Annotated in this window: 26 protein-coding genes; 18 read left to right on the forward strand and 8 right to left on the reverse strand. The window is 34.8% G+C overall.

Going from position 1 to position 26,071, the window contains the following annotated elements; translation table 11 throughout:
• Position 1: 1 nt before the first annotated feature.
• The 11 genes from AABK36_RS22760 (at position 2) to AABK36_RS22810 (ending at position 8,015) form a co-directional block, all read left to right on the forward strand.
• Complete coding sequence (locus AABK36_RS22760; RefSeq protein WP_309942896.1) at positions 2–577, forward strand: imm11 family protein; 576 nt, start codon at positions 2–4, stop codon at positions 575–577.
• A 262-nt stretch (positions 578–839) separates the two neighbouring features.
• Positions 840–1,094 (forward strand): hypothetical protein, encoded by a 255-nt coding sequence (locus AABK36_RS22765; RefSeq protein WP_309942898.1) that lies wholly within the window; start codon positions 840–842, stop codon positions 1,092–1,094.
• 1 nt (position 1,095) lies between these two features.
• Complete coding sequence (locus AABK36_RS22770; protein WP_309942900.1) at positions 1,096–1,422, forward strand: hypothetical protein; 327 nt, start codon at positions 1,096–1,098, stop codon at positions 1,420–1,422.
• A 59-nt stretch (positions 1,423–1,481) separates the two neighbouring features.
• A complete protein-coding gene (locus AABK36_RS22775; RefSeq protein ID WP_309942902.1) occupies positions 1,482–1,676 on the forward strand; it encodes a hypothetical protein in 195 nt (64 codons plus the stop codon).
• A 196-nt stretch (positions 1,677–1,872) separates the two neighbouring features.
• Positions 1,873–2,193, forward strand: a complete 321-nt coding sequence (locus AABK36_RS22780) for a hypothetical protein (RefSeq protein ID WP_309942904.1) — start codon at positions 1,873–1,875, stop codon at positions 2,191–2,193.
• A gap of 81 nt (positions 2,194–2,274) precedes the next feature.
• Positions 2,275–2,703, forward strand: coding sequence for an imm11 family protein (locus AABK36_RS22785; protein WP_309942907.1), 429 nt, complete (start codon positions 2,275–2,277; stop codon positions 2,701–2,703).
• A 585-nt stretch (positions 2,704–3,288) separates the two neighbouring features.
• A complete protein-coding gene (locus tag AABK36_RS22790; RefSeq protein ID WP_309942909.1) occupies positions 3,289–4,968 on the forward strand; it encodes an amidohydrolase in 1,680 nt (559 codons plus the stop codon).
• Positions 4,969–4,971: 3 nt separating this feature from the next.
• The gene (locus AABK36_RS22795; protein WP_309942911.1) at positions 4,972–5,859 is read left to right on the forward strand and encodes a hypothetical protein; all 888 of its coding nucleotides are present in this window, start codon (positions 4,972–4,974) and stop codon (positions 5,857–5,859) included.
• A gap of 232 nt (positions 5,860–6,091) precedes the next feature.
• Positions 6,092–6,328 carry a hypothetical protein gene (locus AABK36_RS22800; RefSeq protein ID WP_309942913.1) on the forward strand — a complete coding sequence of 79 codons (237 nt, stop codon included), beginning with the start codon at positions 6,092–6,094 and terminating at the stop codon, positions 6,326–6,328.
• Between the two features lie 226 nt (positions 6,329–6,554).
• The gene (locus AABK36_RS22805) at positions 6,555–7,454 is read left to right on the forward strand and encodes a helix-turn-helix domain-containing protein (protein WP_309942915.1); all 900 of its coding nucleotides are present in this window, start codon (positions 6,555–6,557) and stop codon (positions 7,452–7,454) included.
• 75 nt (positions 7,455–7,529) lie between these two features.
• Positions 7,530–8,015: a hypothetical protein gene (locus tag AABK36_RS22810; protein WP_309942916.1), complete on the forward strand. Its 486-nt coding sequence runs from the start codon at positions 7,530–7,532 to the stop codon at positions 8,013–8,015.
• Between the two features lie 75 nt (positions 8,016–8,090).
• Here the strand turns inward: AABK36_RS22810 and AABK36_RS22815 are convergent, their stop codons facing one another.
• Positions 8,091–8,552, reverse strand: a complete 462-nt coding sequence (locus tag AABK36_RS22815) for an RNA methyltransferase (protein WP_309942918.1) — start codon at positions 8,550–8,552, stop codon at positions 8,091–8,093.
• Positions 8,553–8,794: 242 nt separating this feature from the next.
• Between AABK36_RS22815 and AABK36_RS22820 the strand changes: the two genes are divergently transcribed.
• The 4 genes from AABK36_RS22820 to AABK36_RS22835 all read left to right on the forward strand — a co-directional run bounded on the left by AABK36_RS22820 (position 8,795) and on the right by AABK36_RS22835 (position 10,559).
• Complete coding sequence (locus AABK36_RS22820; protein WP_309942921.1) at positions 8,795–9,091, forward strand: PD-(D/E)XK nuclease family transposase; 297 nt, start codon at positions 8,795–8,797, stop codon at positions 9,089–9,091.
• Complete coding sequence (locus AABK36_RS22825) at positions 9,088–9,294, forward strand: hypothetical protein (RefSeq protein ID WP_309942923.1); 207 nt, start codon at positions 9,088–9,090, stop codon at positions 9,292–9,294. Before AABK36_RS22820 ends, AABK36_RS22825 begins: the two co-directional genes overlap by 4 nt.
• Positions 9,295–9,606: 312 nt before the next feature.
• Complete coding sequence (locus AABK36_RS22830) at positions 9,607–10,236, forward strand: hypothetical protein (protein WP_309942924.1); 630 nt, start codon at positions 9,607–9,609, stop codon at positions 10,234–10,236.
• On the forward strand, positions 10,227–10,559 hold the full coding sequence (locus AABK36_RS22835; RefSeq protein ID WP_309942925.1) for a hypothetical protein: 333 nt from the start codon (positions 10,227–10,229) through the stop codon (positions 10,557–10,559). The genes AABK36_RS22830 and AABK36_RS22835 overlap by 10 nt, the downstream gene beginning before the upstream one ends.
• Positions 10,560–11,009: 450 nt before the next feature.
• Here AABK36_RS22835 and AABK36_RS22840 read toward each other — a convergent pair whose 3' ends face one another.
• The 3 genes from AABK36_RS22840 to AABK36_RS22850 form a co-directional block, all read right to left on the reverse strand.
• The gene (locus AABK36_RS22840; protein ID WP_309942928.1) at positions 11,010–11,402 is read right to left on the reverse strand and encodes a hypothetical protein; all 393 of its coding nucleotides are present in this window, start codon (positions 11,400–11,402) and stop codon (positions 11,010–11,012) included.
• Between the two features lie 91 nt (positions 11,403–11,493).
• Positions 11,494–11,712: a hypothetical protein gene (locus AABK36_RS22845; protein ID WP_309942929.1), complete on the reverse strand. Its 219-nt coding sequence runs from the start codon at positions 11,710–11,712 to the stop codon at positions 11,494–11,496.
• Positions 11,713–12,336: 624 nt separating this feature from the next.
• Positions 12,337–14,097, reverse strand: a complete 1,761-nt coding sequence (locus tag AABK36_RS22850) for a hypothetical protein (protein WP_309942933.1) — start codon at positions 14,095–14,097, stop codon at positions 12,337–12,339.
• A gap of 192 nt (positions 14,098–14,289) precedes the next feature.
• Here AABK36_RS22850 and AABK36_RS22855 point away from each other — a divergent pair, with 192 nt between their 5' ends.
• The 3 genes from AABK36_RS22855 to AABK36_RS22865 are packed head-to-tail and all read left to right on the forward strand — an operon-like array spanning position 14,290 to position 18,432.
• A complete protein-coding gene (locus tag AABK36_RS22855; protein WP_309942937.1) occupies positions 14,290–16,650 on the forward strand; it encodes a TonB-dependent receptor in 2,361 nt (786 codons plus the stop codon).
• On the forward strand, positions 16,650–17,729 hold the full coding sequence (locus AABK36_RS22860) for a sensor histidine kinase (protein ID WP_309942940.1): 1,080 nt from the start codon (positions 16,650–16,652) through the stop codon (positions 17,727–17,729). The genes AABK36_RS22855 and AABK36_RS22860 overlap by 1 nt, the downstream gene beginning before the upstream one ends.
• A gap of 7 nt (positions 17,730–17,736) precedes the next feature.
• Entirely contained in the window at positions 17,737–18,432 is a 696-nt protein-coding gene (locus AABK36_RS22865) for a LytR/AlgR family response regulator transcription factor (protein WP_309942942.1), read from the forward strand.
• A 5-nt stretch (positions 18,433–18,437) separates the two neighbouring features.
• Here AABK36_RS22865 and AABK36_RS22870 read toward each other — a convergent pair whose 3' ends face one another.
• The 4 genes from AABK36_RS22870 to AABK36_RS22885 form a co-directional block, all read right to left on the reverse strand.
• Positions 18,438–19,607 carry an acyltransferase gene (locus AABK36_RS22870; protein WP_309942944.1) on the reverse strand — a complete coding sequence of 390 codons (1,170 nt, stop codon included), beginning with the start codon at positions 19,605–19,607 and terminating at the stop codon, positions 18,438–18,440.
• A gap of 124 nt (positions 19,608–19,731) precedes the next feature.
• On the reverse strand, positions 19,732–20,277 hold the full coding sequence (locus AABK36_RS22875; protein ID WP_309942946.1) for a Crp/Fnr family transcriptional regulator: 546 nt from the start codon (positions 20,275–20,277) through the stop codon (positions 19,732–19,734).
• A gap of 326 nt (positions 20,278–20,603) precedes the next feature.
• Positions 20,604–21,662: a leucine-rich repeat domain-containing protein gene (locus AABK36_RS22880; protein ID WP_309942948.1), complete on the reverse strand. Its 1,059-nt coding sequence runs from the start codon at positions 21,660–21,662 to the stop codon at positions 20,604–20,606.
• Positions 21,663–21,675: 13 nt separating this feature from the next.
• A complete protein-coding gene (locus tag AABK36_RS22885; RefSeq protein ID WP_309942950.1) occupies positions 21,676–26,058 on the reverse strand; it encodes a LysM peptidoglycan-binding domain-containing protein in 4,383 nt (1,460 codons plus the stop codon).
• Positions 26,059–26,071: the final 13 nt, after the last annotated feature.

Consider the following 26,071-nt stretch of genomic DNA (forward strand, 5'->3'; position numbering starts at 1 on the left):
TATGAAAAGAAAATTTTATATTCTGAACGAGAACATTCAAAAAGATAGTTTATACATAACTGATTCAAATTTAACAGAAGAGCATGAACACTCTCTTAAAGAAAATGCTCTAATAAAAGATTTGAAAGAACCTATCGAATTTTATTATGAAGGCAAAAATATAGCTGATTATATTAGTGCCAATAAATCCTATATAGCGATAGTGTCTTTAAAATTTAAAAAAGTTTTAGATCCTTTTAAAATAAATAATTTACACTTTTATCCTGTTTTATTGAAAGAAAAAATAACTGATAAAAATTCAAAAAAAGATTATTATATAATGAGTCTACCCATTGTTTCTTTTTTTGATTATGATAAATCTCTATATAGAGGTCTAAAGGAAGAACAATATATTGGGAAAATTGATAAAATGGAAGTTGATGAGAATGCAATGAAGGGCTTTAAAATAGTTAGATTCAAAGAATTAATTACTCAAATATTAATTGATGAAAATATTAAAAACTCATTAATGGAAGCAGATTTATCAGGTTTAGATTTATTACCATCAGAAGAGTTTAAGTTTCCATACATGCCTTAAAAATGTCCTCAAGCACTCACGTTCAAGAGAGTGCTTGAAATATATAAAAACCTCAAACAAGTCGCTAAAAAACTAGGTGACAAGCTGAAATTTGATAAGTATAGATTCACCTTCAAAAACCGTCGTTTCAAACTCGAGGGGCATTTGAATCCGTGGATGCTGTTTGCTAATGGGGAGGTTAAATGGGATAAATCTAAAAATACACCAAACTCAAAAATTAATATTGACGGAAAGGATGGTTTTGTTTTAGGGGGGAACATTATTGGATGGAATAGAAAGGGCTTTAAATTTAAACAAACCTTTTGTATTTGATTCCGATATTACAGATGGATGTTATGAATGGCTTATTGAAGGTTTAGACTTTGCTACAAAAGCAGCGAATAATCCCAAAGATGAAGTGAACTGGCAAATTGAATGCATCAAATTATTACAATCAGATTCTCCATTAAGAAACGAACATGCAAATATGCAAAAAAGTATAAATAAATCTTTTTTTGATAAAATAAACAATTCATAAAATGGAACCACAGTTTGCATTTATTCAATTATCTATAAATGACTTTGAGCATTTGATAGATCATAATATTATTTTAGCTGATATTAGTTTATTAGGAACTGAATTTAATGATGCTTATGAAAAATCAAAGATAAATAATTCAGAATATGTAATAATAAATTTACATGAAAATGGATATTTTCGTTTTGAACTAAGTATTTTAAGAGGAAAAAACATTGAAGATTATCCTGAAGGAAAAATGTTAGCGGGAAATGATTTTGAAGAATACAAATCTATAATTAAAGAAAATATACAGGACTCTGACTCAAAAATATTAAACGTTATTTGATTTTAAGAGACACAAATTTATGTGTCTCTTTTTACTTCACTAAGATTCACGTCCACGAATTGTTTAAATTAGAAAAACAACAAACAAGTTTACCTTCAAAAACCAATACAACATTTGGCAAAGATATCGACAGTTCAGGTTTTACAAGAGGACGAAAAGTTAGAGATATGGCTGCCCAAACCTTAGAAGGAATCAAAGAATTTACAATAGAATTAATAGAATTGATTCTAATAGAACTTTTACAGATGCTGTAAAGAAAAAGAGAATAGCTAATCAACTAAAAGCTCCTTCAACTAAAGCCTTAAATAGATTAAAAAGAGCGATAAAAGCCGATATAAAAGCAAGAAAAAGATCTGGCTTAGATCCATTGGAAGCATTTCCAAGTAAATATGAAGCACATCATATTATACCAAAAGAAATGAAGATTCAATTTGGAAAATATTCGATGAGTTGGATATTGATCTTGATACAACTTTTAATGGCATGATGTTGCCTCCTTTGCATGAGTTTGATTTAATAATTGAAAATGCTAGAAGAACCTTAACGCCTTCAGATGTGCCTTCAAATTTCTGGACTAGAGCTAAACATCAAACACACCCTGTTTATAATGAAAGAATTAAAAGAGAATTAGAATTTATATTTGATGATTTCAACAGGCTTAATGCGCAAGAAAAATTAGCTCGAAAAAATGAGTTTTTAGAGTTTGTTAATGAACAAAAAGAAATATTGGGAATGCTAACTTCAGAAGGTAGTCTTAAAATTTTAAATTAATATGTATTATTTTATAATTCACACAATTGAAAATGATGAAATATTTATTCCATCAAATATGGTTTAAATATAAAAAAAGTAGTGAGTGGAGAAAATCCCTTACTAAAAATACTATTTGAAGGGAAACAAGATACTGATTATATTTCAAGAGATGGAGATGTCATATCAGAAAAGTTGAAATCAGTTTTGGAAAAATATACATCGCATAATTTAAAGTTTATTCCATTTAAAGCAGTGAATCGAGCTGGGAATGAAAAAACTTTTTTTTCTGTAAAGTTTTTAACAAACGAAAATTGTATCGATTTAAATAAATCTGACATAACTTTATCTAGAAATAGAATTAGAAAAATTAATCATTTAGTATTATCTGAAGATTGCAAATCTGATTTTTTTAAAATTGATATGTATGACTATGATATTGTTATTAGCGATAAGTTGAAAGCCATTTTCGAAACTGAAAATATAAAAGGCATAGAATATATACCTATAGATGAAAATTATAAAGTTTAATTAATATAGCATAACCATGAAAGGCTAATTTAATTTTTGAATAAATTAGCCTACTCTCATTATACGTGATTACTTTGAGAAGAAAATTCTATATTTTGAACAAGAACATTCAAAAAGATAGTTTATACATAACTGATTCAAATTTAACAGAAGAGTATGAACACTCTCTTAAAGAGAATGCTCTAATAAAATATTTGAAAGAACCTATCGAATTTTATTATGAAGGCAAAAGTATAACTGATTATATTAGTGCCAATGAATCCTATATAGCGATAGTGTCTTTAAAATTTAAAAAAGTTTTAGATTTTTTTAAAAAGAGATAGTTTACATTTTTACGCTGCTCCATTAAAAGAAAATACAATAAAAAATATTATATAGTGCTTAATGAAAAATGTTAGTCGATAACAATTTTAAATATTGAGCATCTTTCTTTTTCTACATCATACTATCGATTCTCGCTAACAAACAAGGATAGAAATCTTATCTCATCTTCAAAAACCTAGTTTTTGATAATTTTCACCGCATTTTTAATATCAGAACACATCTTTATTTAAGCTTCATTTGCATCGTAAAAAAATTAGATCAATGAAGAACTTACAACAATTTTCAACCCTATTGCTGTCATGCATCTTATTCACGACTTCATGCAGCAAAAAAATAACGAAATCGCAAGAAAATAGAGAACTTGCAGATAAAGTACTCTACAATGGCAAAGTATATACGGCTGACACACATAATCCGTTAGCGGAAGCGATAGCTATCAAAGGTAATAAAATCATTTCTGTTGGAACAACAGATCAAATTTTAGAATTGGCAAGCGAGAATGCTGAAAAAATCAATTTAGAAAATCATTTAGTTATTCCAGGTTTTAATGACGCCCATTTCCATTCATTTTCAAACGCGCCTGTAGGCCACCAACTTCAATTGCAATGGGAACCTAGCTGGGACCAAGTATTGGAAGCTGTGCAGCAGGCGGTGAAAGAAGTGCCAGAGGGCACATGGATCACGGGTTTGGCTGGAGTAAATGTGATAGACGATAAGCGCTCGGACCGTTTTTCTCTGGATGAAATCGCACCTAACCATCCGGTGTATATTTCAACATGGTTTAGCCATGGTGAAGTCATCAATACCAAAGCGATGAACTTATTTGGTCTGAATGATAAAGTAAAAGATCCTCTTGGAGGCTGGTTCATAAGAGAAGAAGGCTCGGATGTCATTACAGGAAAATTTCATGAGTACGCTCAATGGCCTTTGCGTCGCCAGTTAATGGATTTTAATCTCAATGACCAAGAGCTCGCTGAAGCAATGAAAGCTCAAACTAGCGAGTTGCTAAGCTATGGAGTCACTTCAATACAAGACATGCCTATACTGTCTCCAACCAGATACCTCAAAGTATTGGAAGACGCTGAAGTCCCTATTCGTGTGCGATATATAAGAATGCCCAATACGACACCTGATGGAAGAGATACGGAAGAATCGAAAAGCCTCCCTAAATATCCATTAGAAAACAGGCTCGTGACAGCTACAGGAACGAAATGGTTTTTGGACGGAACGCCAATGGAAAGAGTCGCTGCTATCAGAAAAGAATACGCGGATAAACCAAATTGGAAAGGAAAGATGTCATTTTCAAATGATGAGATCAAGCATATTTTATCCAACCCTGATAGTGAATGGAGAGGTCAAGTGTTGTTTCACACGCATGGGGACAGGTCTGCCGAAATCATCATCAATACCATGGAATCAATGAAAGGAATTGACTGGAAATCGAAGCGTGTAAGACTGGAGCATGGTGATGGCGTAGTAGATGATTTAATTCCTAGAGCAGCAAGACTAGGAGCTATTGTCGTTCAACAACCTCATCATTTGGTTCTTGCCGATATCGTGAGATCAAGGTTCGGCCATGAAACACATTTCTTCAAGATGAAATCATTATTGGAAAACAATATTCCTTTGGCTTTTGGAACTGAAGGGGTGGAAGGGCCATTCTCAGCATTCGCATACGCATTGCATCATCCATTGGATCCTAAAGAATCCTTGACAAGAGAAGAAATTATTGATGGCTTTACCAAAGGCTCGGCCTTCGCAGAGTTCGAAGAACATCATAAGGGACAGATCAAAGAAGGGATGCTAGCTGATTTAGCGGTTCTATCACAAGACATATTGACTATTCCTGAAGAAAAAATAGTCGAAACGAAAAGTATCATGACCATTGTCGATGGAAAAATTGTGTATGATACAAAAGTGTTGAAAAATTTAAACAAATAGGTTATGGACTTGAATATTAGCAAAATACTTTCTGGGCTTCTAGTCATCATTAATATTGTATTATCTCAAAATGCTTTAGGACAGAAAACAACGGATATTGACAAAGGATACAGGTTTGAACTGAATGCGGATTATTCCTTCAATGATACAAAGTATAGCGAAAACATGTACACTGACTCCAAAACGAATTATGCTCTTGGAGGGCTTACATACTATTTTGGCAAAGTAGACATAAGCAAAGGTCCTCTGGCTTTGGCGACTTTTCTTGACAGGTCTTCAGCTGCGCATTTTTCCTATGGTCTTGGAGAATATTCAGATAGAAATAAGCATGATCTCAACGTATTGAATTTCGCGGGAAATTATGTCCACAAATCATCAGGTTGGTTTGCCAATGCATACTATTCACGCACTAAAGTTGACGCGAATCCAGAGAACAATATATCCAATACATATGCTGTAACTGTAGGTAAATACTTCGCTGAGTACTCTACACTTTCATTGGGATATGTTAAAAATGATTCGGATTATTTAGGCTCGAACACTTATTCACTCTCTAACTTCCATGTGCAAGAACTGAAAAATGGCAGCTTCATAGATGCTGGAATATCTTTGAGCTATATAGATTACGATGATTTGAAAAATGCTTTCAGGCTCAATTTGGAAACGACATACTATTTTACAAAATCGTTAGGTGTGGGAGTCGTTGGCGAGTTCACTACTGGCAAGGATGTTACTGGATTTAGATACGGGCTTAATGCGGAGTGGTTTGTAATCGACAACCTATCCATTAATGCGGTATACAACAGAATGAACACCAATAGCAAAAACGAAATGATGCTTCCAGATTTTGATAATAATATTGTGTCAGCGGGATTGAAGTTCCGTTTCTAAATTGCCCCTTTTCATAACATGGCTTAATAATTTGAAATAAAATTCGAATTGCTAAAGTTATGACTCAATAATAAAACATGTATTGTTTTAGACTCTTGCTTGGCCAATAAGACTAGGTGAGAGTTTTTTCTTTTTATTAAAATAGACAAGCTCTTTCATAACTAACAATTATATCTTTTGCACAGTTGTCATTATTATCAATCACAATTGTCTATTACAAAAAGTCGACAGGATGGGAAAAGGAAAACGAAATTTTTCATTTACTACTTTCATTGCAGGTGGAATTGCTGGAGCAATTGCTTACATGCTTTGCAAAAGAAACAAAAACAATTATTCTCATCAATCCATTTCGGATTACAACCTAGGTTTGGAAGAATATCCTGAAGTAAAAACAGGTCAATTCAAAAAGAGGCAAAAACCACGCTTTATATTATACTATTTCGGAAGATTCTTTATTAGAGTGCGATGAATACATGCGAATAAACGAAAGTCTGCAAATGATTACCCCTCTTGTTTTCCAAACCTTAGCAAACATTTCTAAAATTTAAAAAACTAAAATCAATTTCAATCAGCCATTGCCTTTCAATACTTGATCAATTTTCAGTATTATATTTAGTCCTTTTTTAATAATTTTATATTGATCTTAAATTCCTCGACTCAAGAATTAACAAACGGTCCGAAGTATAAATACCCACATGGAAAACCATAAAGATATCGCTTCGCTATTGCAAGCAATGAACATAAGCCATTTACTTCAGTGCGATGAATTTCATATTCTTAAATTTAGGGATCATGTGAACACTATTCCTCACCAAACATTCATCAGGAAATGCGATTTTTTTCAAATTTACTTTTCAAAGCAATATAATTTAGACATTCTTATTGATGATTCGAATTATAGCATTAAGGATAAAACGATACTTTCTTTTCTCACCCCTCAGCAAACATTATCTGTGGATGTAAAGAATATCGAAGGCATTTCCAATGGCTATATGATTGTATTTCAATCCTCATTTCTAAATAACGGTTTTTCGGATTTTGATGTGCAACAAAAGTTTCCGTATTTCAATCTGAACTATTCCCCTGTATATTTTTTAGAAAATAATTCCTCTATTTTTGAAGAGCTTTTTGAAAAAATCCATGCCTTGTTCAACAACTTAAACCATGAAAACTTGGAAATTATACGTGCGTATTTAAGCATTTTATTATATGAATCCCGTAAAAGCTTTCTTGTCGGTTCCATCAAGAAAAACTTCAAGACAAGAGCACAAGAAATTTCATTCTCATTCGAATGCCTCGTCAGAAAAAACTCCCATTCCAGAAACTCGCTGAACTATTACGCTGACAAATTGAACATAAGCACCGTTTATTTGTCTGAATGCGTAAAAAAAGCCACAAATAGGACCGCCAAGCAAATTATCAATGAGTACATCATATTAGAGGCTTCCACTTTACTAATGCAGTCTTCGGATACCATAGAAGAAATATCAGACAAGCTGGGCTTCAGCGCAACATCGAACTTCATTAACTTTTTCAAGAAACACTCGAATCACTCTCCTTCAAAGTTTAGAAAATCAACAAAACCTAGCTTTTAATAACTATATCCTGATTTTTGATATTAAATCTGATATGCAATAGCTATACTTTTGTACAAACAAAAAATCATTAATATGGAAAGGGAATTGAAAAGAGACACTTTGTTGCTATTAATAGCATTTGCATCAGTAAGCGCGCTGGTATTCGGCGAGCTATTGGAACAAATCGTATTTGTCCCTAATTGGCTGATTGGCAATGTAGATCAAAACATGGAGCATTTCAGGCAATTCAAGCATACGACAGATCCTGGCATGTTTTATTTTCCTTTGACTATCGTTGCTATAGCCTCTCATCTGAAATTACTTGGCAAAGGTTCATTGCTATCCGATGATCAGAAAAAATCCGTAAGGCTTTCGCTTATTTTATTCAGTATTGTCTTCGCTGTTACGATATACGTGATTGTATTCATTAACATTCCAGTCATAGACAATGGAACGCTTTCTGGAGAAGCTCAAAAGTCAAAAATACAGCTTTGGGCCATATTAAACATGTTCAGAATAATCCTGCCTGCTTTTGGCCTGTATGAATTGGGAAGATTATTTGTTTTGAAAAAATCCTAAGTATTCAATGTATTCAAGAGGCCTGATCTACACGCCTCTTGAATTATGTTTATCACTAATAGCCAATCATTATAATTAACCCAATTTATTCACTCTATCATATAGTACAATACTTCCTGCAACCGCCACATTCAAAGAGTAATCGCCCGGCAAAACTACTATATCTTGGCATTTTTTCTTCAATTCTTTCGTAAGTCCGTTGTCCTCCGCACCCAATAAATAAACCGCCCTGTCCGGATGTTCATATTCACCAATAGGAATGGCATTATCATCAATTTCAACTCCAACTATTTTGCAACTGTAAGGAACCGTCTGAAGAAATGCTTCCACTGTCTCATATTGAAATAATGGTATTTTAGACCAAACTTTTAAAACATCCGAATTTTGCTTTTTATATTTAGCATCTATCACAAATATAAAACTTGCTCCCAAGATATGAGCCGTTCTCCAAAGCGAGCCAAGATTTTCCTTAGTCTTAGGTCTGAAGATACCTATCCCAAAATATCGCTCATCTTCTGATTTCCAATTCTTTCTCATCTAAATTTGCTTATAATATCTTGCAAATTTAATAATTAACTTGATTAGCTTCTCGATTAATCCTAAAAAAGAGCGGATTTGCAAACTTCACATCGTTCACTTTTACTTTGTAAATGAATAATCCGGCAAATGTTGCACTACACAAAAATTGTTTAATTATACTCCAAGATCCTTGAATTGCATATTCATTTGCATATCATCTATCAAAGAAGTATTTTTAAATCAATCAATTAGCTATAGCCATGATCGAAAAATTCATCAATCCGTTCACAGATTTTGGGTTCAAGAAATTGTTCGGAGAAGAACAAAACAAGGACCTTTTGATTGATTTCTTGAATCAACTGCTTCCTGAAAAAGACCAAATCAAAGACTTGCCTTTTCATCAAAACGAGCATTACTCCAGATCCGCGGAAGGCCGACAGGCTATTTTTGAATTATACTGCGAGAACGTATATTCCAGAAATTTTTTGATACGGATGAAATCGCCAAGTTCAATCCTCAACAACTGTATGAATATCGCGAATCGCTCAAGCAAATGAGAGATTACTACAATACCATTGAGACTGCAAAGCTTGAAGCTAGAGAAGAAGGAAAAGAGGAAGGGCTGCAAAAAGGATTAGAAAAAGGAAAGAAAGAAGAAAAAGTTCAAATAGCTAAATCCCTAATTGCTTTAGGTCTTTCTGTCGATCAAATCATGCAAGCGACTAGCCTTGCTACTGAGGACATCGAAAAATTGAAATGATCGAAGTATTCGCTTCTCAGCATCACAGGTGCTAGATTTTAAGCATTCGTATTGCAAATGCGAACGAACTGCACCTTTCTCTACCCTAGCTCCGTTTTGCAAACTGTGCTTTGCTTGCATACTCAACCATTTTTATCAAAAATCTAAAAAAAGCCTCGGCTTATGCCAAGGCTTTTGAATATTTAAAAATATAATGACTCACCGCTAGAAATAGGCACAAGTTGCAAACTTTTGCCAGATTGGGGCTTGATAAGCGAACTCGGGAAGAGATTATTGGAATGTTTGAAATGAATCAAAACAATAATTACAACAATGCTAAAGAATCCAATTTACATAACTGACTCTGCAACACTTGCTGACGGAGGGACAAAATATATTATGGGTATTGATTCTAATCAAAATGAATTTAGCATCTGCATAGTCCAGCATCAAATTGAGGAGAATTTTGACACAGAACTTGTTCCGGGAAGATTGCATTTTAACAATATTCCAATAAGAGTTCGTTCTGATCAAGAATGTCAAATTTTAGATGCTCTTGAAAATTGCATCATAAATTATGAAACAGTGAGAGCCTGCTATTCTGATCTTATTAAGTCCAAAAATTCGATAGCAATATTAATAAAACACATCATCGATCATGTGATATCTGAGGAATATGTAAAAATTGCAGAACAGCACAAGTCATATTCTGTCGTAAAAAACATTGATAATTCATTTTTAAAGATTTCATATAATAAAAAACATATATCTCTTTTAAAATCAATATTAATTTGCAATACTTCTGAATTATTATCAATGATAGATAAAAATGAACAAATCATTTACCACCCGCCTAGCCATTTGAAAGATCCTTTTTTTGACTTTCATGAGATTGAAAATCAACTCAAAAAATATGGGATTGAATATAGTTTGATTGAAAATCTTGATGAAATATGGAAATAATATTTTACGCCGTACTGATTATCGCTTTTGGGTCTGTGATATTTTCGCGAATCAAAAAGGCTCATTCACGAAAAGACGATCCAGCGATTAGCATATTCAATAAATTGTATTTGACAAATAGTATTCATGCTCCAAAGCTTAATTATCAATTGGTGTATAGCTTTCCTTATTATACGATTACCTTTATAAAAAAGTCTGACTATGAGTATTGTGAATCCAAGGGCATTAATCAGCTCTTTAAAGAAGAGATTCAGCAATTGCATATGGATCATTATAAATTTGATGTCCATAAAGCTGTTTACTTTAATGTCATAGAGGCTTGAGTTACTTCCCCTTCCGCATCTCAAATACTTATTTATCATTGTGCATTCTAATTCCGAACGAGACAGAAGGTCTTTCTGTCGATCAAATCATGTAAGCGACTGGCCTTGCTGCTAAGGACATCGAAAAATTGAAATGATCGAAGTATTCGCTTCGCAGCATTACAAATGCTAGTTTTTAAGCATTCGTATTGGAAATGCGAAAGAACTGCACCTTTCTCTACCCTAGCTCCATTTTGCAAACTGTGCTTTGCTATTTTCCCTCAAATACCAAAAACAAAAAGCTTCAGCTTATTCCCCACCCCAAGGCTTTTGAATATAATTATATGCCAACTTTTGGATATGTGATAGCTCTCTGCTGAAATTTGAAACTATTACAATAGTTAAATACATGACCAGCATTAAGTATTTATTTCGCTATTCCTCCCAAAACATAAGGCCGAAAAATGAGTATTATCTATATATTTTATAATCTGCTATAAAATCAAATTTTAATTGACTTTTATCAATTAATGAGTCGATAACAATGACAATACTCTCATCCTCAATGTCATAATTTACTAGCCAACATGTAATTTCAAGTTTAAAGTGCTTCATTAAAAAATCAAACATTTTAAGATAATTAAAACAAATTTGATCAGATCCCTCCCTATTTAAAGGTTCTAATAAAACATATGTACTTTGTTTTGAACTAATAAATTCAGCGTAAAAGGGTAACTTATTTCCTGTAAAACTCCATATGAAGCTATTATCTGATTCTGAAAAGTCAAATTCATCTGCATTTCTGAACTGTATTTCTACTTGATCACAACTTTCATTATTTAACTTAATAGCAAGTGAGTTCATAGTTTTTCAATATTAATTGTCTACAACTTGTAGCATACAAAAATAAACCTTTACACTATTCATAATAAAAAGTTTAATCTCCGCCAGTATTTCACCTAATTTTCAAACCTGAACAAAATGCTTTAAACCCTCCATTACTTTTTCCTGTTTCGTTATTTACTGAATAAGTTTCTCCTATTGAATACTTTGGATTCTTTTTTAAAAGACGTCCTTCATTACATCCTTTGTTTAAAAAAAATAAACCAATCACACTCACACCAATCAGAAAAGAATAATTGAATATTTTTTTCATATTTTCCTTGAATTCCATAAACATGCAAGCTTAGATCTATTAGCTTTTGGTAAACTGATAAATAATCCAAACTCCTTATAACTAATTAGTCTAAACCGTATCAAATAAACTTCAAAACAAACAAAACCGTAAAGCAAAAAATACCACCCCATACTATTACATATGACAGCTTCTTTTTTCTAAAATTTTCAAGACGCTCTTCATATTGTGGCTTCACATTGATTTTACCATGTAGCACAAGCGCAAAGTATAAAAAGAGTCCTAATACAATTAAATCATTAAGATTACCTAATATCTGCTCAAACATATATATAAGTTTTTTATTAAAATATAAACTTCACAAAATAGTCATTCGACTTTTAAATCTTACTTAATTCATTAGAAATTATAACATAATAAAAAACAAGTTTTAAAATGATATCATTATATATTTTTTAATCTTAAAAATAACAAATAAAATTTATTTATCCATATATTAATATAATCATATTAAAAATCATAAGTAAACTGAAATAACAAAGAACTCTTTAAGCAAATAAACATTTATGGCATCACCTTTGACTTAGTAAGATTAAGTTTACTAGAACCAACTATTTCAAATTCAAAAAGGGACTCCATGTAAGGGGATCCCTTTTTTCATTGCTACTCCAAACCTGCCACAGTATCTCTCAGCAGATCAAAGGCTTCAAAAAATGGATCGGGATTTGGCAATGATTCTTTTAGTGAAACAAATTTATCTCGCCCCTGTACATCCTGCAATGTTTTAATCTTGGGAGCGAATTCCTCAGCCAGTTTTTTCCATTGATGAGTTTTAAAATGAAACATCTTCATGGACAGCTTTTTAAAACCCAACTCTATGCTCCTGAAAAAATCTATTCGCTCATCTATTGGCTCTTGAACCTGTGCAAACCTCTGTTGCAGTTTATCCAAATCCAACACCTCCTTTTCTTTCCACAAATGGATTTCTTGATCCACTTCTGTCATAGCGTAATTGTAAGTGTCCACAAAATTGAAAAACTTCCTGAAAAACGGCACTATCGACGGACAAAACTGCTGGCACAAAGCATCCAAATGAGAAATATAATTTAGCGACATGCTGAAATATTCTTGTATTCTAAGCTTTGAAAAATTAGCGGCGTAGCTTCTCATCGCAAAAGATACCGCTGCCAAAAGAACCGGGTCGGGCTTTTTCCGTTTTTCCGCTATACCCCCCACCAACACGTCATCCACATCTATTCGATGCAAATGCGTGGGAATCAATTGATCTGATAACTTCATTAATGCATTGAACTTCACATCAAATCGTCTGCGGGCGCTTTTGGCGCTTAGCTTGCCTGAAAGCATATCGCCAAGCAAATAACGAGCTTCGATCATCTCATGAACCACATCTTCGGATTTCTTTTTCAATACCGCAATTTGCTTGCTCTCCAATACTGATTTTCGATTATATAATTGTAAAAAAAGCTTCTCAATTTCCTCCAATTCTTGGGGACTAAACGCTTTCAAATCAACAGTCTCGGCGATAGTCTCAAAATTATCTATGCCTAAAGCATCTTCCCACATTTTAATGCGTAGCTCGCTTGCATGCATTGGGCCTCGTGACACTGTTTCCACAATAGGTTTAGTAGGCTTGTCTTGAGTTTGAGCTTTAGTTTTTTTCTTTTTCTTCTTTTTGGACTGAGGATGATCCGGCGCTTCAAGCAAGCTTTCTCCTGTTATTGGCAACGATTCTTCCATATGCAAGGCTTCAACTTGATGCTCCAAAGTCTCCAGACCTTTCGGCATGGCAATAGCCAAAGGCAATTCGGCGCTAGATTCAGACGATATCGGTTTGCTTTTCGTCGTCTTTTTACTCTTTGGCTTTGTCGAGCGAGCGCTTTCAAAATAAAAGCCCTCTTCCAATTCCCAGATCTCAGAGTTTCGCCCCATCCCGTCAGTAAACCTCGCTTCAATGCCCGCATTGACCAACCACTTTTCAATACCCGCCAATATTTTTGGCGTCAGAGCAACTTCATTACCGATGGCTTTCATACTGCCATCGACCTGTTGCTCAAAAACTATTCGAGCGCCATGCTTGCTCGGACTATAATGCGCATGGGTAAATTCAATGTCTGTTTGCCCTCTTTTAAAATCAACATGCGTATGCTCAATAAAAATCGTCAAATGCGGATAATCATCCTTTCCCGGGACTATCAATAGGTGCAAACCCGCATTGACATGGATTCTTTTTTTGGGATCTTTTCTCTCAAGTCCCAAAGTCCAAAGTTTATTCGGAAATGTAGCTTTCACACACTGAATTGCAGAATTCAAACCCATAGAACTAGAAGCTGGAAATTTGCTAATGCCAACTTGCCCTAATTTGCTGATAGATTTCGATTCTGTGGTGTTATAAAGCTCATACATTTTGGATATAAATCCATACTGAGGGAATTGTTTGAAAATGTCTATAAACAAAGATTAATTCAAGAAAAGAAAAACCATTTGCCAAGTTTCATACACCTCCAAATTATAGCAGTACGCCAACAAATTTTGAATAAGGATAATGAGTCCAACACTTTTGCAGTGAAAACAATCGAAAGTAAAACTCATAAGAAAATGAAAGCTATCATCATCACTTTGTTATTTTCATTATCAACGATTTCAATATTCGCAAGCAACTCTAGCAGAGACAATACAATCACAGGCCAAATCATTGATGAGCAAGGCAATCCAATTGAATTCGCTACCATTACAATTCTCAACCAAGAAGATCAAACCTTAATAACGGGTGGCATGAGCGATTTGAATGGTCATTTCCAGATCACCAATATCCACGAAGGAGAGTACACTATTTCTATAAGCTTTGTCGGGTATGAAAAATACGTCAGAGAACATCTTTTCATGGAAAAAAATGGTTCGGTGCTTAACTTAGGAGAAATTACCCTAAACATTAACCCTAAGCTTTTAGAAGAAGTAGTGGTCGCGGGCCAAAGACAGAGTGTCAATTATGAAATAGACAAAAAAATTGTGTCAGTAGCTGAGGAGCTTTCTTCGGCTTCGCTAACAGCTGTAGAAGTACTGGAAAATGTTCCCTCCATCAGAGTTGATATGGAAGGAAATGTAGCTTTGAGAGGAAGTTCAGGATTTACTGTGCTGATCGATGGCAAGCCAACCGCACTGGATCCAAGCGACGCTTTGAAGCAAATTCCAGCAAGCACTATCCAGAATATTGAAATCATGACCAATCCATCTGTCAAATACGATCCCGATGGCACTGGAGGCGTCATCAATGTCATCACCAAAAAAAATGAGGTTTTAGGTCTCAATGGAGCTGTCAATGCCACAATGGGTAATTTTGGAAGGTATGGAGGCGATATGCTGTTTAATTATAGACGACAGAATATCAACTTTTTCGTAGGACTTGATTATAACGAAAATATATTTCCCAGCAATAATTTCAGAGAGCGAAGAACAGTTCATGATGGTATCACCACAGTCATCGAAGATGAAGGAAGCTCTGAATACATTCGAACCACACAGAGCATCAGAGCTGGATTTTCATGGGATATTTCAGACAGGGATTTTCTTTCATTAGAAACTCAATATGGAAACTTTAATGCCAGAAGACTTTCTTCTTTGGACTACCAAACAAGCATAGAGGGCCAAGATGAAGTAATCAATGAACATAGTCACAGTGAACATTTGCGAGCATTCAATTATCTCACGCTTACTGGTAGCTATCGCCACTTATTTGATGAAGAAAATCATGAGCTATTATTTCAGGTAAATACTCGATACAGAGATTATCAGGAATTCTCAGAAAATCTAATGTCAAACGCTGATAACCAAAGCGTTAATTTCGGATCTCGAAATACAGAATACGCTCCCAACCCATTGCACCATTGGGATTTGCGCTTGGATTACTCTAAACCATTTAGGGAAAATGATATGCTTGAAACAGGAATCCATGTCAGAACACAAAACAGCGTGAATGAAACTACCTTTTCTCTGTATGACACGCTCAATGGTGAATTCGTGAGACAACCCGAATTTGACAACTCCATTAGATTCCATCGATACATCTATGGAGCATATGGCATGTATAGAGGTGAAATCAACGATTTTGGATTTCAATTAGGCTTGCGAACTGAATATACAGATCGATTTGTGGAGTCGCAAAATACCAATGAAACGTTTTCCATTGATCGCTGGGACATTTTTCCTACCGCTCACTTCTCATACAATCTCCCCAAAGACAATCAAATCATGACAAGCTATTCCAGAAGAATCGACAGACCAGGGAGCTGGACTTTTGAGCCGTTTATGACATGGGTCGATCAATTCAATGTACGCAAAGGAAATCCCGCTTTGGAACCTGAATATATCGATGCTTTTGAATTGGGCTATATCAAGCAATGGAACAGCGCTCAACTTTCCGTAGAGTCATACTATAGAGTCAAGCATAATAAAATAGAAACCATTCAGTCGGTTTATGACGACGGGGTTATATTGTCCACTTATGAAAATGTTGGAACCGACTATTCATTGGGCCTTGAGCTTTCATATAATCAAGCGGTTTCAAAGTGGTGGGATTTTACTTTGACAGGAGATGTATTCGATTATAGAATTGAAGGCGAGCGCAATGGAGAATCCTTTGACCAGCAATCCTTCAACTGGAGCACAAGAATCAGCAATAATTTCAAAGTCAACGACAATATACGAATTCAACTGGATGGAAATTACAACAGTCCAACAGTGAGATCTCAAGGCAGAACGGAAGGATATTACGCTTTGAATGCAGGGATCAGAAGCGACTTTATGGACAAGAAGTTTTCACTGGCGCTTCAAGCCAGAAACCTGCTTTCATCCATCAAATATGTGACAATCACAGAAGATGGAGAATTGTTTACATACAATCATAATTCACCCGAAGCACCGTCAGTGTCTTTGACATTAACTTACAGATTTAGGCAATAATGGCAATCCAATTCCTTCCAATTAGTGTTACACCTAAAGAGTTTATCGTGAAAACATATCAAACTGATTATTTCTCAAGTCCAATGAATCTAATCGAATCCAATAAATACCTTAATGTAACGCTTCATCTGGCTATATGGGGACTGTTTCTGATCCTGCCTCCTTTTCTAATAGATCAATTTGAAAGAATCAAAGACTACTCGTACTTTCAATATTATGTGAGTTTTTCCTTCTTGATTCTCATCTTTTATTTGGGAAAAACTCTAATGAAAAGAAGACAAACCTTAGCATTTATCATTGTCATGACTATCTCCTATGTTATGTACATGAAAGGACCAATATATATCAGTGAAGCATTAGATATCACCAATACAAGCTCTCCCATTGTTACTCCCAGCCAAAGGTCAAAAGCCGAACTCGGTTATTCCATCCTTTTCATGATCGCGCTAGCTTCGAACATAATGCTGTACTTGTTCAAAGTCAGCAAAAAGCTAAAAGAAGAACACGCGAAAGCTGAATTGTCTCTGCTTAAATCTCAAGTAAATCCCCATTTTCTATTCAACAGCCTGAATACAATTTATTATTTGACTTTAAAGAAAAAAGATAGCGCTCCAGAGGCAGTGATGTCGCTATCGGATATGATGCGCTATGTGTTGACAGAGTCAAATAAAGAAAAAGTCTTGCTAGCCAAAGAGATAGAATATATCAACGAGTATTTGAATCTGCAAAAAATGAGAATGCCCGAAAAAACCAAAATCAATTACTCTGTCAATATCGAAGACGAAAACATAAACATCGCCCCCTTGCTGTTGATTCCATTTATTGAAAATGCATTCAAGTACGGCATAAGCGCCAACACATTCACATCGATAGACATCAAGTTGAGCTTGGAAAAAAAATGCTTGCAACTTCATGTGCAAAATCAAATATTTCAAAATGAAGGAGAAAAAATAAACAGCACAAAAAACGGCATTCAAAATGTATCCAAAAGGTTGGAATTGATTTATCCCAAACGGCACGAATTAAGTATCGAGAAAATCGATCACTTATTTACAGTTAATCTATCCATCCAATTATAGAAAGAACATGAGTAAACACCTGATATGCATAGCGATAGATGACGAGCCATTCGCATTGGAGCTTATTAAAGAATACTGTCGAAAGGTACCCTCAATAGAATTGACAAGAACTTTCAACAATCCGATAGAAGCCTCTTATTTTCTAAAAAACAATCATCCGGATATCATATTCTTGGACATCAAAATGCCCGAACTTTCAGGCATGCAACTAGCTCATAAAATAAAACAATCCGTCATCATATTCACTACAGCCTATAGCGAGTTCGCCGCAGAAAGCTATGACTTGGAGGCTGTCGACTATTTGATGAAGCCATTCAACTTTCAGCGATTTTACAAAGCCATTGAAAAAGCGGAGAAATATATTCAACTTAAAAATCAAAAACACAAACCGGCAATCTCTTCCTATATCCAAGTAAAAGTCGAATACAAAAACATTCAAATCAATACAAATGAAATCCGATACATTGAAGCGATGGATAACTATGTGAAAATCTTTACAGAACAAGATTGCTATATCACAAAGCTATCCATGAAAGCCATACTTAAAGAATTGCCTGACAAGGAGTTCTTCAGAATCCATAAATCTTACATTGTATCAAAACAACACATAGACTATTTCTCAGCCAGTGACATCGCAATGGGAAATAAAACACTGCCTATTGGCCGAAAATACAGCTCCGAATTCTCCGAATTCATGTCTTAGCTTATTTATCCCATGATCCATTTGGCTTTTGACCATTTGTATACTATCGCTACAAATGCCCATGTAACGATCAATAACAATACTGGATCGATAATCATCATAACTGGAACCGGCAAGCTCAATGACTCTGTCAAGCTATGAATAGGCCCCAAAAAACAATAATGAGACAAATAAATACCCAGACCGCATTTAGTCAAATTCGACAATAAACTCTTTAAACGCTCAGACTTTATTTTTACTTTTTGCACAATCAAGAATACCGATGCTGTCATCATCGCAACATTCAAGGAACAATATGTATAAAAGAGCTCAACCTCATATTCAGTTGAGTTGGGATCTGAAACCATCGACTTGAAGCCAATAAATGTAAACAAGTAACCTGCAATGAATAATGGCATCGCGACAGCCAATGTCTGCTTCCAGTTCATTTTATTGTGATGATACAGATAATATCCTAACAACAAATAGCCATTGAATCCGGCAAAATAATAAAATGTTCCAAATGCATTCCATGAACACAAGCCAAACAGATCTTTGCCTAAGTATTCATGAGCGTATGGCAACAATAAGCTTACTCCCCATATACATAAAAATAACTCTAAATCTTTTTTAGATGCTCTGGAAACCCATGCAGAAAATATCGGCAGATAAAGATACAGCCCGATCAATAAATACAGATACCAAAGATGTGTCGTATAAACATTGAACTTAAAAGGTATAAGCGCAATTCGATTAATCGCATCCGTAAAAGTCTGGGATGGACTTTCCCCTGCCCAAGCGAAGAAAGTGTTAATAAATTCAGGCTTAAAACCCAAAATACCTGTGATCCAAGGGAACAAATTATAAAAAACTGCCCAAATTAAAAAAGGCGCTAAGATTCTGCCCAAACGTTTCTTGTAAAACTGCCTCATGCTCATATCATGCTTGACTGGAATCAAAAGGAGTCCGGTAATCATGACAAATAAAGGAACGCTTGGTCTCATAAATGATCCAAATACGCTTCCCCACAATACATACCATGATTGAGATCGTTCGCTTGGCGGAACATTGTCAGTAGCGTGAATCGACAAAACCATAAATATTGCGATAAGTCGCAAAACATCCAGCCAGACAATATGCGTCCTACTCTTAGTTAATGAAAATGCCCCGTTGGGTAATTGAGAATTCTTAGGCATGAGATGAAAATTTAATTGTTCCCAAAAATACCTTCTTTATCGTTGGCATTTTTTAATCTAGATTAAAAAATCAACCGGCAATCAAAACAAGTTGGTTTTCGACAAATAGACCTTGCTAAAATGACTATTTTTTATCCGATCGAAGCTTGCTTAAGTATTGTTGAGTCATTCCTAGATATGATGCTATATATCCTAACTTGACCCGATTAAACAACTCCGGGCATTCATTGAGTAAAATATGATATCGCTCTCCGGCAGTTTTTTGCATACGCTCAATTCGCCTTGTTTGCAATAACAAAACGCACTCTTGATGAATAATTCTTCCCCAGTTCGCCAAATCAATACAGCTTCTGTACAAGGCTTCCAGTTTTTCGAACGGTATTGAATATATGACAGAATCTTCCAATGCTTGTACATTTTCAAAGCCCGGAGCATTTCGATACATTGGCAACAAAGCAAAGGTGACATCTCCTTCCAAACTAAACCATGTCGTTACCTCTTCACCATCAAAATTGCAAAATGATCTGCATAAACCTTCCTCTATAAAGTATAGATTTCGATTCAATGTATTGTCCTCTATCAACAAGCTGTTCTTTGGGATATGAAGTAACGTCATCTGCGAACACAATGCGCTGACAGTTGTATCCGTCAAGGGATAAAGACTCTTCATTGTTCTAATTATATTTTGCATAAGCTATTATTCCCAAATCATGCCTGACTGTTTTTATCAATTGCTATGGCCCATTCCAAGGCTTTTTCCGCATGAATTATTGTAGTCTCAAATAAAGGAACAGTCAATTCATCAGACTTGATTAACATTTCTATCTCTGTGCAACAATATGATAAAAACCCTGAAAGAAAAGAATAGTTGTTACATGCACATTGTCATTATGATAAGGTCAATAGCTATAAATAATATTATGTAAAATAATCAACTAAGGAATACTTATTCCCAATGATGAGACTTCAACAATTAAGCTTCATAATACAATAAAATTACAACACTTTAAAAGCTCTTCGAACCTGCTCCTCTGGAACTGAAAAACAAGTATAACAATCCGGCCGACTTACATAAAGCCTTGCTTTGTCTCCATTTCTTGGGAAAAACATTTCTTCTGGAAAAGATTTGTGATCTAAAACGTTATATTCCAAATCAATAAACTCTATATTTTTCAACTGCCCGAATTCCTTAGGCAGTGTTGTAAGTTCATTGGATTGAGCGTAAAATGATTTCAACTTTTTTAGTTGGCCAATCGCTTCTGGAACTTCCCTTATTTTATTGTTGTTTAGCTTAATAGCTGTTAAATTTTTCCATTCAAATATAAATTCTGGAATAGCATTTAATTTTAATCTGTTAAGTTTGACATAATTCATTTTGCTCAGTTTGCCTAACTCCTCAGGAAACTGATCCGTTTTTATTCTCGAAAAATCAACCTCATACATATTCTCACAATTTCCTAGATTTGGGGAAATATAAGTTATCGGACATTCATTGGCCCATAACAAACAAATATTCATATCGCCCACAAAGTCAGGAATACTATCGATTTTAGTTTTTGATAAAAATAGTTTATAAGGAATCGAGTCGTTTTCTTTTTGAAGTTTGGGAAATGACTCCATTGGACAATCATCAAACCTGATATTTTCTATTGAGTTTGGAATTTTAATTTCACTTACTCTTATTATAGGGTTGTTCAGAAGCATTAATTCCTTTAAATTTTTAAAAGACATAAGACTATCTGGCAAATCCTTGAAATTAGCTCCTCTTAGATCTAATCGTGTGATATGCTTTAGCTGATAAATTTCACTTGGCAAATAGTCAAAGTCTTTATTCTGAATATAAACAACTCTAATTAGCCCGTTATCATGCTGGTCATAGTTTAAATCTGTGTTCTTCTCATCTATGTCAACAAAACCATATTTATTTTCAAGTATTTCTATAATCTTTTTTTCTCTTTCTAATTCTCTTTGAAGAGAAATATCTATATGCTTATTTTCTCTATTTGATGAACATGACATTAATAAGCTTATGAAAAATATTATTAGATACTTCATTTTATTGTTTGTCTTAATTAGAGATACCGTCACTATATTTATAATAATCGTAAGCATATTTCTGATGCTTTTTATAAAGATGAATTAATACAAAACTTTCTAAATTAGAAAAATTTGCATCTTTTAAGTCAATACTTCCCATAGTATTAATCATCTCTTGAGGACTTTCATGTTCGGCATATTTTCTCATAAAATCGCCATCAACAGTCATAAGGTCAATCCCGTCCCATGTACTTTTATCCTTAGCTGTAAAAATAGGCGTAAAAAACTTTCGAGCCATTTCATTCAAAGCAGTATTATATCTCTCGCGATAAGCTTGCCAAGCAGGGCTTTCATCTGTCTCATAATCAATCCAATAATGATCTTGAATGTATTTCAACTCTTCATCCTCAAAAGCTGACATTCTTTTATCTTGCTCTTGTTGAGTGATGCTTTTACCTTCTATAGAAGCTTGATAAGCTTGCCATTTTTCATTTCTAAAACATTGAGCTTCGCTCATGATTCGTTCTCGCTCTTGTCGTTCATCCATCTTATCAGATCGATATTTTAAAGCATTGTAAATCGTCGAAATATAAGTCAAAGTATCCGTTCCTGGAGATTCATAAATCATTTGCTCCAATCCAACTTCAGCCTCAAAACCAGCCTTCAAAGTGACAATCTTTGCATAAGATGCCTGAGCGGAAACGCCAAATGAAAATTCACCAAAACCATTAACGTTGGTAAATTGAAGCTTATATCCACCATCATTGACAAAATGGGAAACAATCTCAATACCAACGTCCCAATCCGAATCAGAAGATGTTCTAAATGTTTTGCCTAAGATCTTCAATGCCTTGCTCTTTCCTTTATTTTCATCTCTGATCTGAACAATGCTTTTGCGCAAATCTCGGCCGCCATTCTTATCAGGCAAAGCTTTTGAAATTGTTTTTATTAAATCAAGCAAGCCTGAGTTATTAACAATTCCTTTAGCCTTTGAAGACCAAAAACTACCTTCTTTGAGCTGTTCAGCTCCTCCTTTTATATCTGAATAAAGTGTCTTTAGACTATTCTTGCTCAACGTCAAAGTAGCAGTGATATAGTCTCCGTCATTATCTGAATTCGAATCATGCTTTACTTTAGAGTATTCAATAGATAATAGATTAGAGTCATATAACTGGGCATTGATTAGCTGAGCGCTTGAACCGTTCTTCTTATAGAAATCTTCTGATCTATCGCTCTTATTTTCTTCACTTCTATCGCCCACATATTTTTTACCTTCGACGGAGGAATAGGAATGATTTACAAGCGACCCTTCCTTTTTTGATGCACCAAGCTTCGTTGGAGGCGTCTTAGATAGTTTTTGATGTTCTTTGTATAGAATATCGCGATTTTCCTCGTCATCCCAATAAGAAATCATGTCCGAAGAATAAGCGCCATTTTGCAAATACATGACATACACATTATGGTTCATCTCCACTACGAACTGTTTAACAGATTCATATACATCAGTGCCTCCTATACCTTTAAGCTTTTGCTCTGCTTCACCGGAAAACACGCCGAGATCAACCCCTTCTTTCAAATACAACTTAATGCTTTTCTTTACCTCAAAAGAACGATCGTCTCCCACTGCCACTGATGCCTCTGCTTTCACTCCAATTTCAAAATAAAAAGCAACCACTATTTCTCCTCTCAGATATATTTTGAAACTCAAACTACCGCTGTCTTTGTTGAGGCTATGCTCCTTACCAAAAGTTGTCATGACAATGTTTTCAAACACATCCGGATCGAACGAATTCTCATCAAATTCCCACGCTCCATCAAAATGCTCAATTTTCTTCTTGCCCATTTTAAAAGCTCGGCCTTCCATCAAGTGATAATAATACGGAGCTTGCATCACCGCGCTTCTTGACACTCTTATGCCTTCTCCAGGCTTTAGGTATCTTGTCTTTCCACCTGCGAATGATATTCTCCCATCTTTATGAATCGCTTTCCAATGCGGTTCATTAAGCCTCACCATCTGAGAAAATGACATGCCATACTTAGAAGCAAGTCCATGAGGAGTATCTCCATCCTTAACTACATAATAACTTGCCGCATTGGCATCATTCTGATTGATAATAAATTCTCCTTGTTCAAACTCACTGAAATTAGGAGCAGTCCCATCCGACAACAAATTAAATTGATGACTCTTGTCCTCAAGAACTTCTTTTCTGGAAATTACCTTAGGAGTTAAGTACTTTATGATATTGTTCTTTTCCTCATCGCTAAATAATTGTTTTTCACGATATTCAAAACCTATTCTTTGCATGCCAAAAGTATAATACCCAGTGACAACAGGAGTTTTCACTAAACATTTCGCTTTATCAATATCTTTCAAAAACGCGTCGCGTCCTCCATATTCCTCCAAAAAAACTTTGATATTCGAAGCTTTTAACCTCAGAGAGGCCAATGCTTGAAACAAAGGGTACAAATCTATATTGTCTTTCTTATGATATGGCGACTTTAAGCAAGGAGCCATAAAGTGTTTTGCTTGCGCCACGAGTTTTGCCATGGAATTATTTTCCCATAAAGAAACTGCTCCGGTCTTTACTGTGACATCGCCAGAATGAAATTCATCTATCTCCTTTTGATTATTAAATGCTTCCATTTTTTGAAGCGGGCTCAAAGAAAAATCCACAAACCATGAATCAATACTACTAATGTAAGAATTAATCGTATTATTTCTCTGCCGAGTGTATTCACTATACAAATCATTTCGAAGTAAAATATCCTTGCCAGATGTATCAAATTCTATGTGCACTTTCTTTTTTAACATATCAAGCACATACTGATCGAAGGGGACATTTTTAGTTCCTAAAAATGCAGTCATAAATCTTCCTTCATGAACAGGCTGTCCTTTAAGAGTCTTTTGCACCAATTCTTTACCCTCATCCAGACGATCCAACATTGACTCGCTGTCCAATATATTTATAATTTGATCCTTAAGAATGTTGATTTGAGCTTGGCTTACCATGTCATTTGCTCTATTATCCACTCCTTTGCGAACAAACTCGCCATTTTCAGTATCAGAATACCAATAATGTGTTAATTTTTCTAATTGAAATGCATCAGGGATCTTTATTCTCTCAGATGGATGCAACCATCGGCCTCTTCCTTGTAAACCTTTTGGGACCACTTTTCCGCTTTTCAAGATGCTTTCCCAACCGTTCAATTCCATAACAGCATCTTTGTTAACTCCCAGCTTGCTTATAATCCCCCCCAATGTATCGTTACTTCCTATTTGATAATACATACTGTTGCCAATCATAAGCACCTCTCCATTAAGCATGTCGCCTTTTTGAGGAACATAAATGAATGAGTCTTCGCTTCTAACATGTATTGCCATTTGAATTTGGGACATATCATAATCAAAGTTTCCAAGATAAGACGCTTTTACAAGCTCCTCGCTTGCAGAATCTTGATTTAACAAAATCAGCGTTTTTCTCAACCAGTTCTCCAATGTGAGATTTCCTTGCGCTATTTGAGCGCTGGCTTTTTTCAAATCTGCCGCTAGCTTCTGAGTATCATAACTTTTATTTGTTCTGCTTTCCTCTATTTGTTTTCGTTCTCTAATCAATGGCTTGATTTTTACCATCATTTGATCATCAAAATCCGTCGAACCCCAGTAGGTATCCAGAATTTTATAGAACAAGTCTAGTGTTTCACTCGAGCAAGCTGCAATTTCTGCAGTTGACATATGCGAAAGTATGGTACAAACAAGCTCATTATCACTAAAAGCGGATGTCTCATCAATTACTCTCTTTACCAATTTAGCATTATATGGAGCTATCTTAGCCAACTTAACGCCTTTCTCTTCATTGGTCAGCTCTAATAATTCCTCTACTTGGCTTTCAACATCTTCATGAGTTGAATTCAATAGTTCAATTGAATCTGAAGCCGGCAACGAAAAAACATTGAAGTTTGTATAACTTGCATTTAAAGGGTCAAAACTTTCAGCAACTTGGTCATCTTTCAACGGATGGTTCGCATTATAACTCCTAACAGCTCCTTTGAATACTCCGTCAAAAATTATTGGCGATAAATCAGAAATGCCACTTGCAGGCACCGCTATTGCTTCTCCTATTTCCAGCCATCTTTCCACTCCATTAGAATCGATAATTTTCCCAGTCTCGCTTATGGAAAACCCGAGATATGACATCCAATTAGAAATGTCTGGCAAACCCACTTTTGAAGCTATACCATAAATATTGTCTCCTGATGCAACATGGTAATAATATTTCTTATCAAATATTTGATAGTACACTTTCCCAGGAATGGACTTTGAAGGAGCGCTTTTAACTTTTTTACGGGAGCCAATACCGTCTTTATCTTCAGTATTATTTTTTTCTTTGCTTTCCAGTTCTTTTTCTGCGTACATCACTCTGATTTAA

Origin of the sequence: Aureibacter tunicatorum (assembly GCF_036492635.1) — a bacterium.
GTDB lineage: Bacteria > Bacteroidota > Bacteroidia > Cytophagales > Cyclobacteriaceae > Aureibacter > Aureibacter tunicatorum.

Coding starts and splice junctions, on each gene's coding strand:
- AABK36_RS22840 (WP_309942928.1), bottom strand. CDS start 11,402: ATGAACTCACTTGCTATTAAGTTAAATAATGAAAGTTGTGATCAAGTA.
- AABK36_RS22875 (WP_309942946.1), bottom strand. CDS start 20,277: ATGAAGAGTCTTTATCCCTTGACGGATACAACTGTCAGCGCATTGTGT.
- AABK36_RS22825 (WP_309942923.1), top strand. CDS start 9,088: ATGAGAGATTACTACAATACCATTGAGACTGCAAAGCTTGAAGCTAGA.
- AABK36_RS22865 (WP_309942942.1), top strand. CDS start 17,737: ATGAGTAAACACCTGATATGCATAGCGATAGATGACGAGCCATTCGCA.
- AABK36_RS22830 (WP_309942924.1), top strand. CDS start 9,607: ATGCTAAAGAATCCAATTTACATAACTGACTCTGCAACACTTGCTGAC.
- AABK36_RS22760 (WP_309942896.1), top strand. CDS start 2: ATGAAAAGAAAATTTTATATTCTGAACGAGAACATTCAAAAAGATAGT.
- AABK36_RS22815 (WP_309942918.1), bottom strand. CDS start 8,552: ATGAGAAAGAATTGGAAATCAGAAGATGAGCGATATTTTGGGATAGGT.
- AABK36_RS22880 (WP_309942948.1), bottom strand. CDS start 21,662: ATGAAGTATCTAATAATATTTTTCATAAGCTTATTAATGTCATGTTCA.
- AABK36_RS22870 (WP_309942944.1), bottom strand. CDS start 19,607: ATGCCTAAGAATTCTCAATTACCCAACGGGGCATTTTCATTAACTAAG.
- AABK36_RS22845 (WP_309942929.1), bottom strand. CDS start 11,712: ATGGAATTCAAGGAAAATATGAAAAAAATATTCAATTATTCTTTTCTG.
- AABK36_RS22805 (WP_309942915.1), top strand. CDS start 6,555: ATGGAAAACCATAAAGATATCGCTTCGCTATTGCAAGCAATGAACATA.
- AABK36_RS22810 (WP_309942916.1), top strand. CDS start 7,530: ATGGAAAGGGAATTGAAAAGAGACACTTTGTTGCTATTAATAGCATTT.
- AABK36_RS22800 (WP_309942913.1), top strand. CDS start 6,092: ATGGGAAAAGGAAAACGAAATTTTTCATTTACTACTTTCATTGCAGGT.
- AABK36_RS22885 (WP_309942950.1), bottom strand. CDS start 26,058: ATGTACGCAGAAAAAGAACTGGAAAGCAAAGAAAAAAATAATACTGAA.
- AABK36_RS22850 (WP_309942933.1), bottom strand. CDS start 14,097: ATGTATGAGCTTTATAACACCACAGAATCGAAATCTATCAGCAAATTA.
- AABK36_RS22860 (WP_309942940.1), top strand. CDS start 16,650: ATGGCAATCCAATTCCTTCCAATTAGTGTTACACCTAAAGAGTTTATC.
- AABK36_RS22770 (WP_309942900.1), top strand. CDS start 1,096: ATGGAACCACAGTTTGCATTTATTCAATTATCTATAAATGACTTTGAG.
- AABK36_RS22795 (WP_309942911.1), top strand. CDS start 4,972: ATGGACTTGAATATTAGCAAAATACTTTCTGGGCTTCTAGTCATCATT.
- AABK36_RS22790 (WP_309942909.1), top strand. CDS start 3,289: ATGAAGAACTTACAACAATTTTCAACCCTATTGCTGTCATGCATCTTA.
- AABK36_RS22855 (WP_309942937.1), top strand. CDS start 14,290: ATGAAAGCTATCATCATCACTTTGTTATTTTCATTATCAACGATTTCA.
- AABK36_RS22820 (WP_309942921.1), top strand. CDS start 8,795: ATGATCGAAAAATTCATCAATCCGTTCACAGATTTTGGGTTCAAGAAA.
- AABK36_RS22835 (WP_309942925.1), top strand. CDS start 10,227: ATGGAAATAATATTTTACGCCGTACTGATTATCGCTTTTGGGTCTGTG.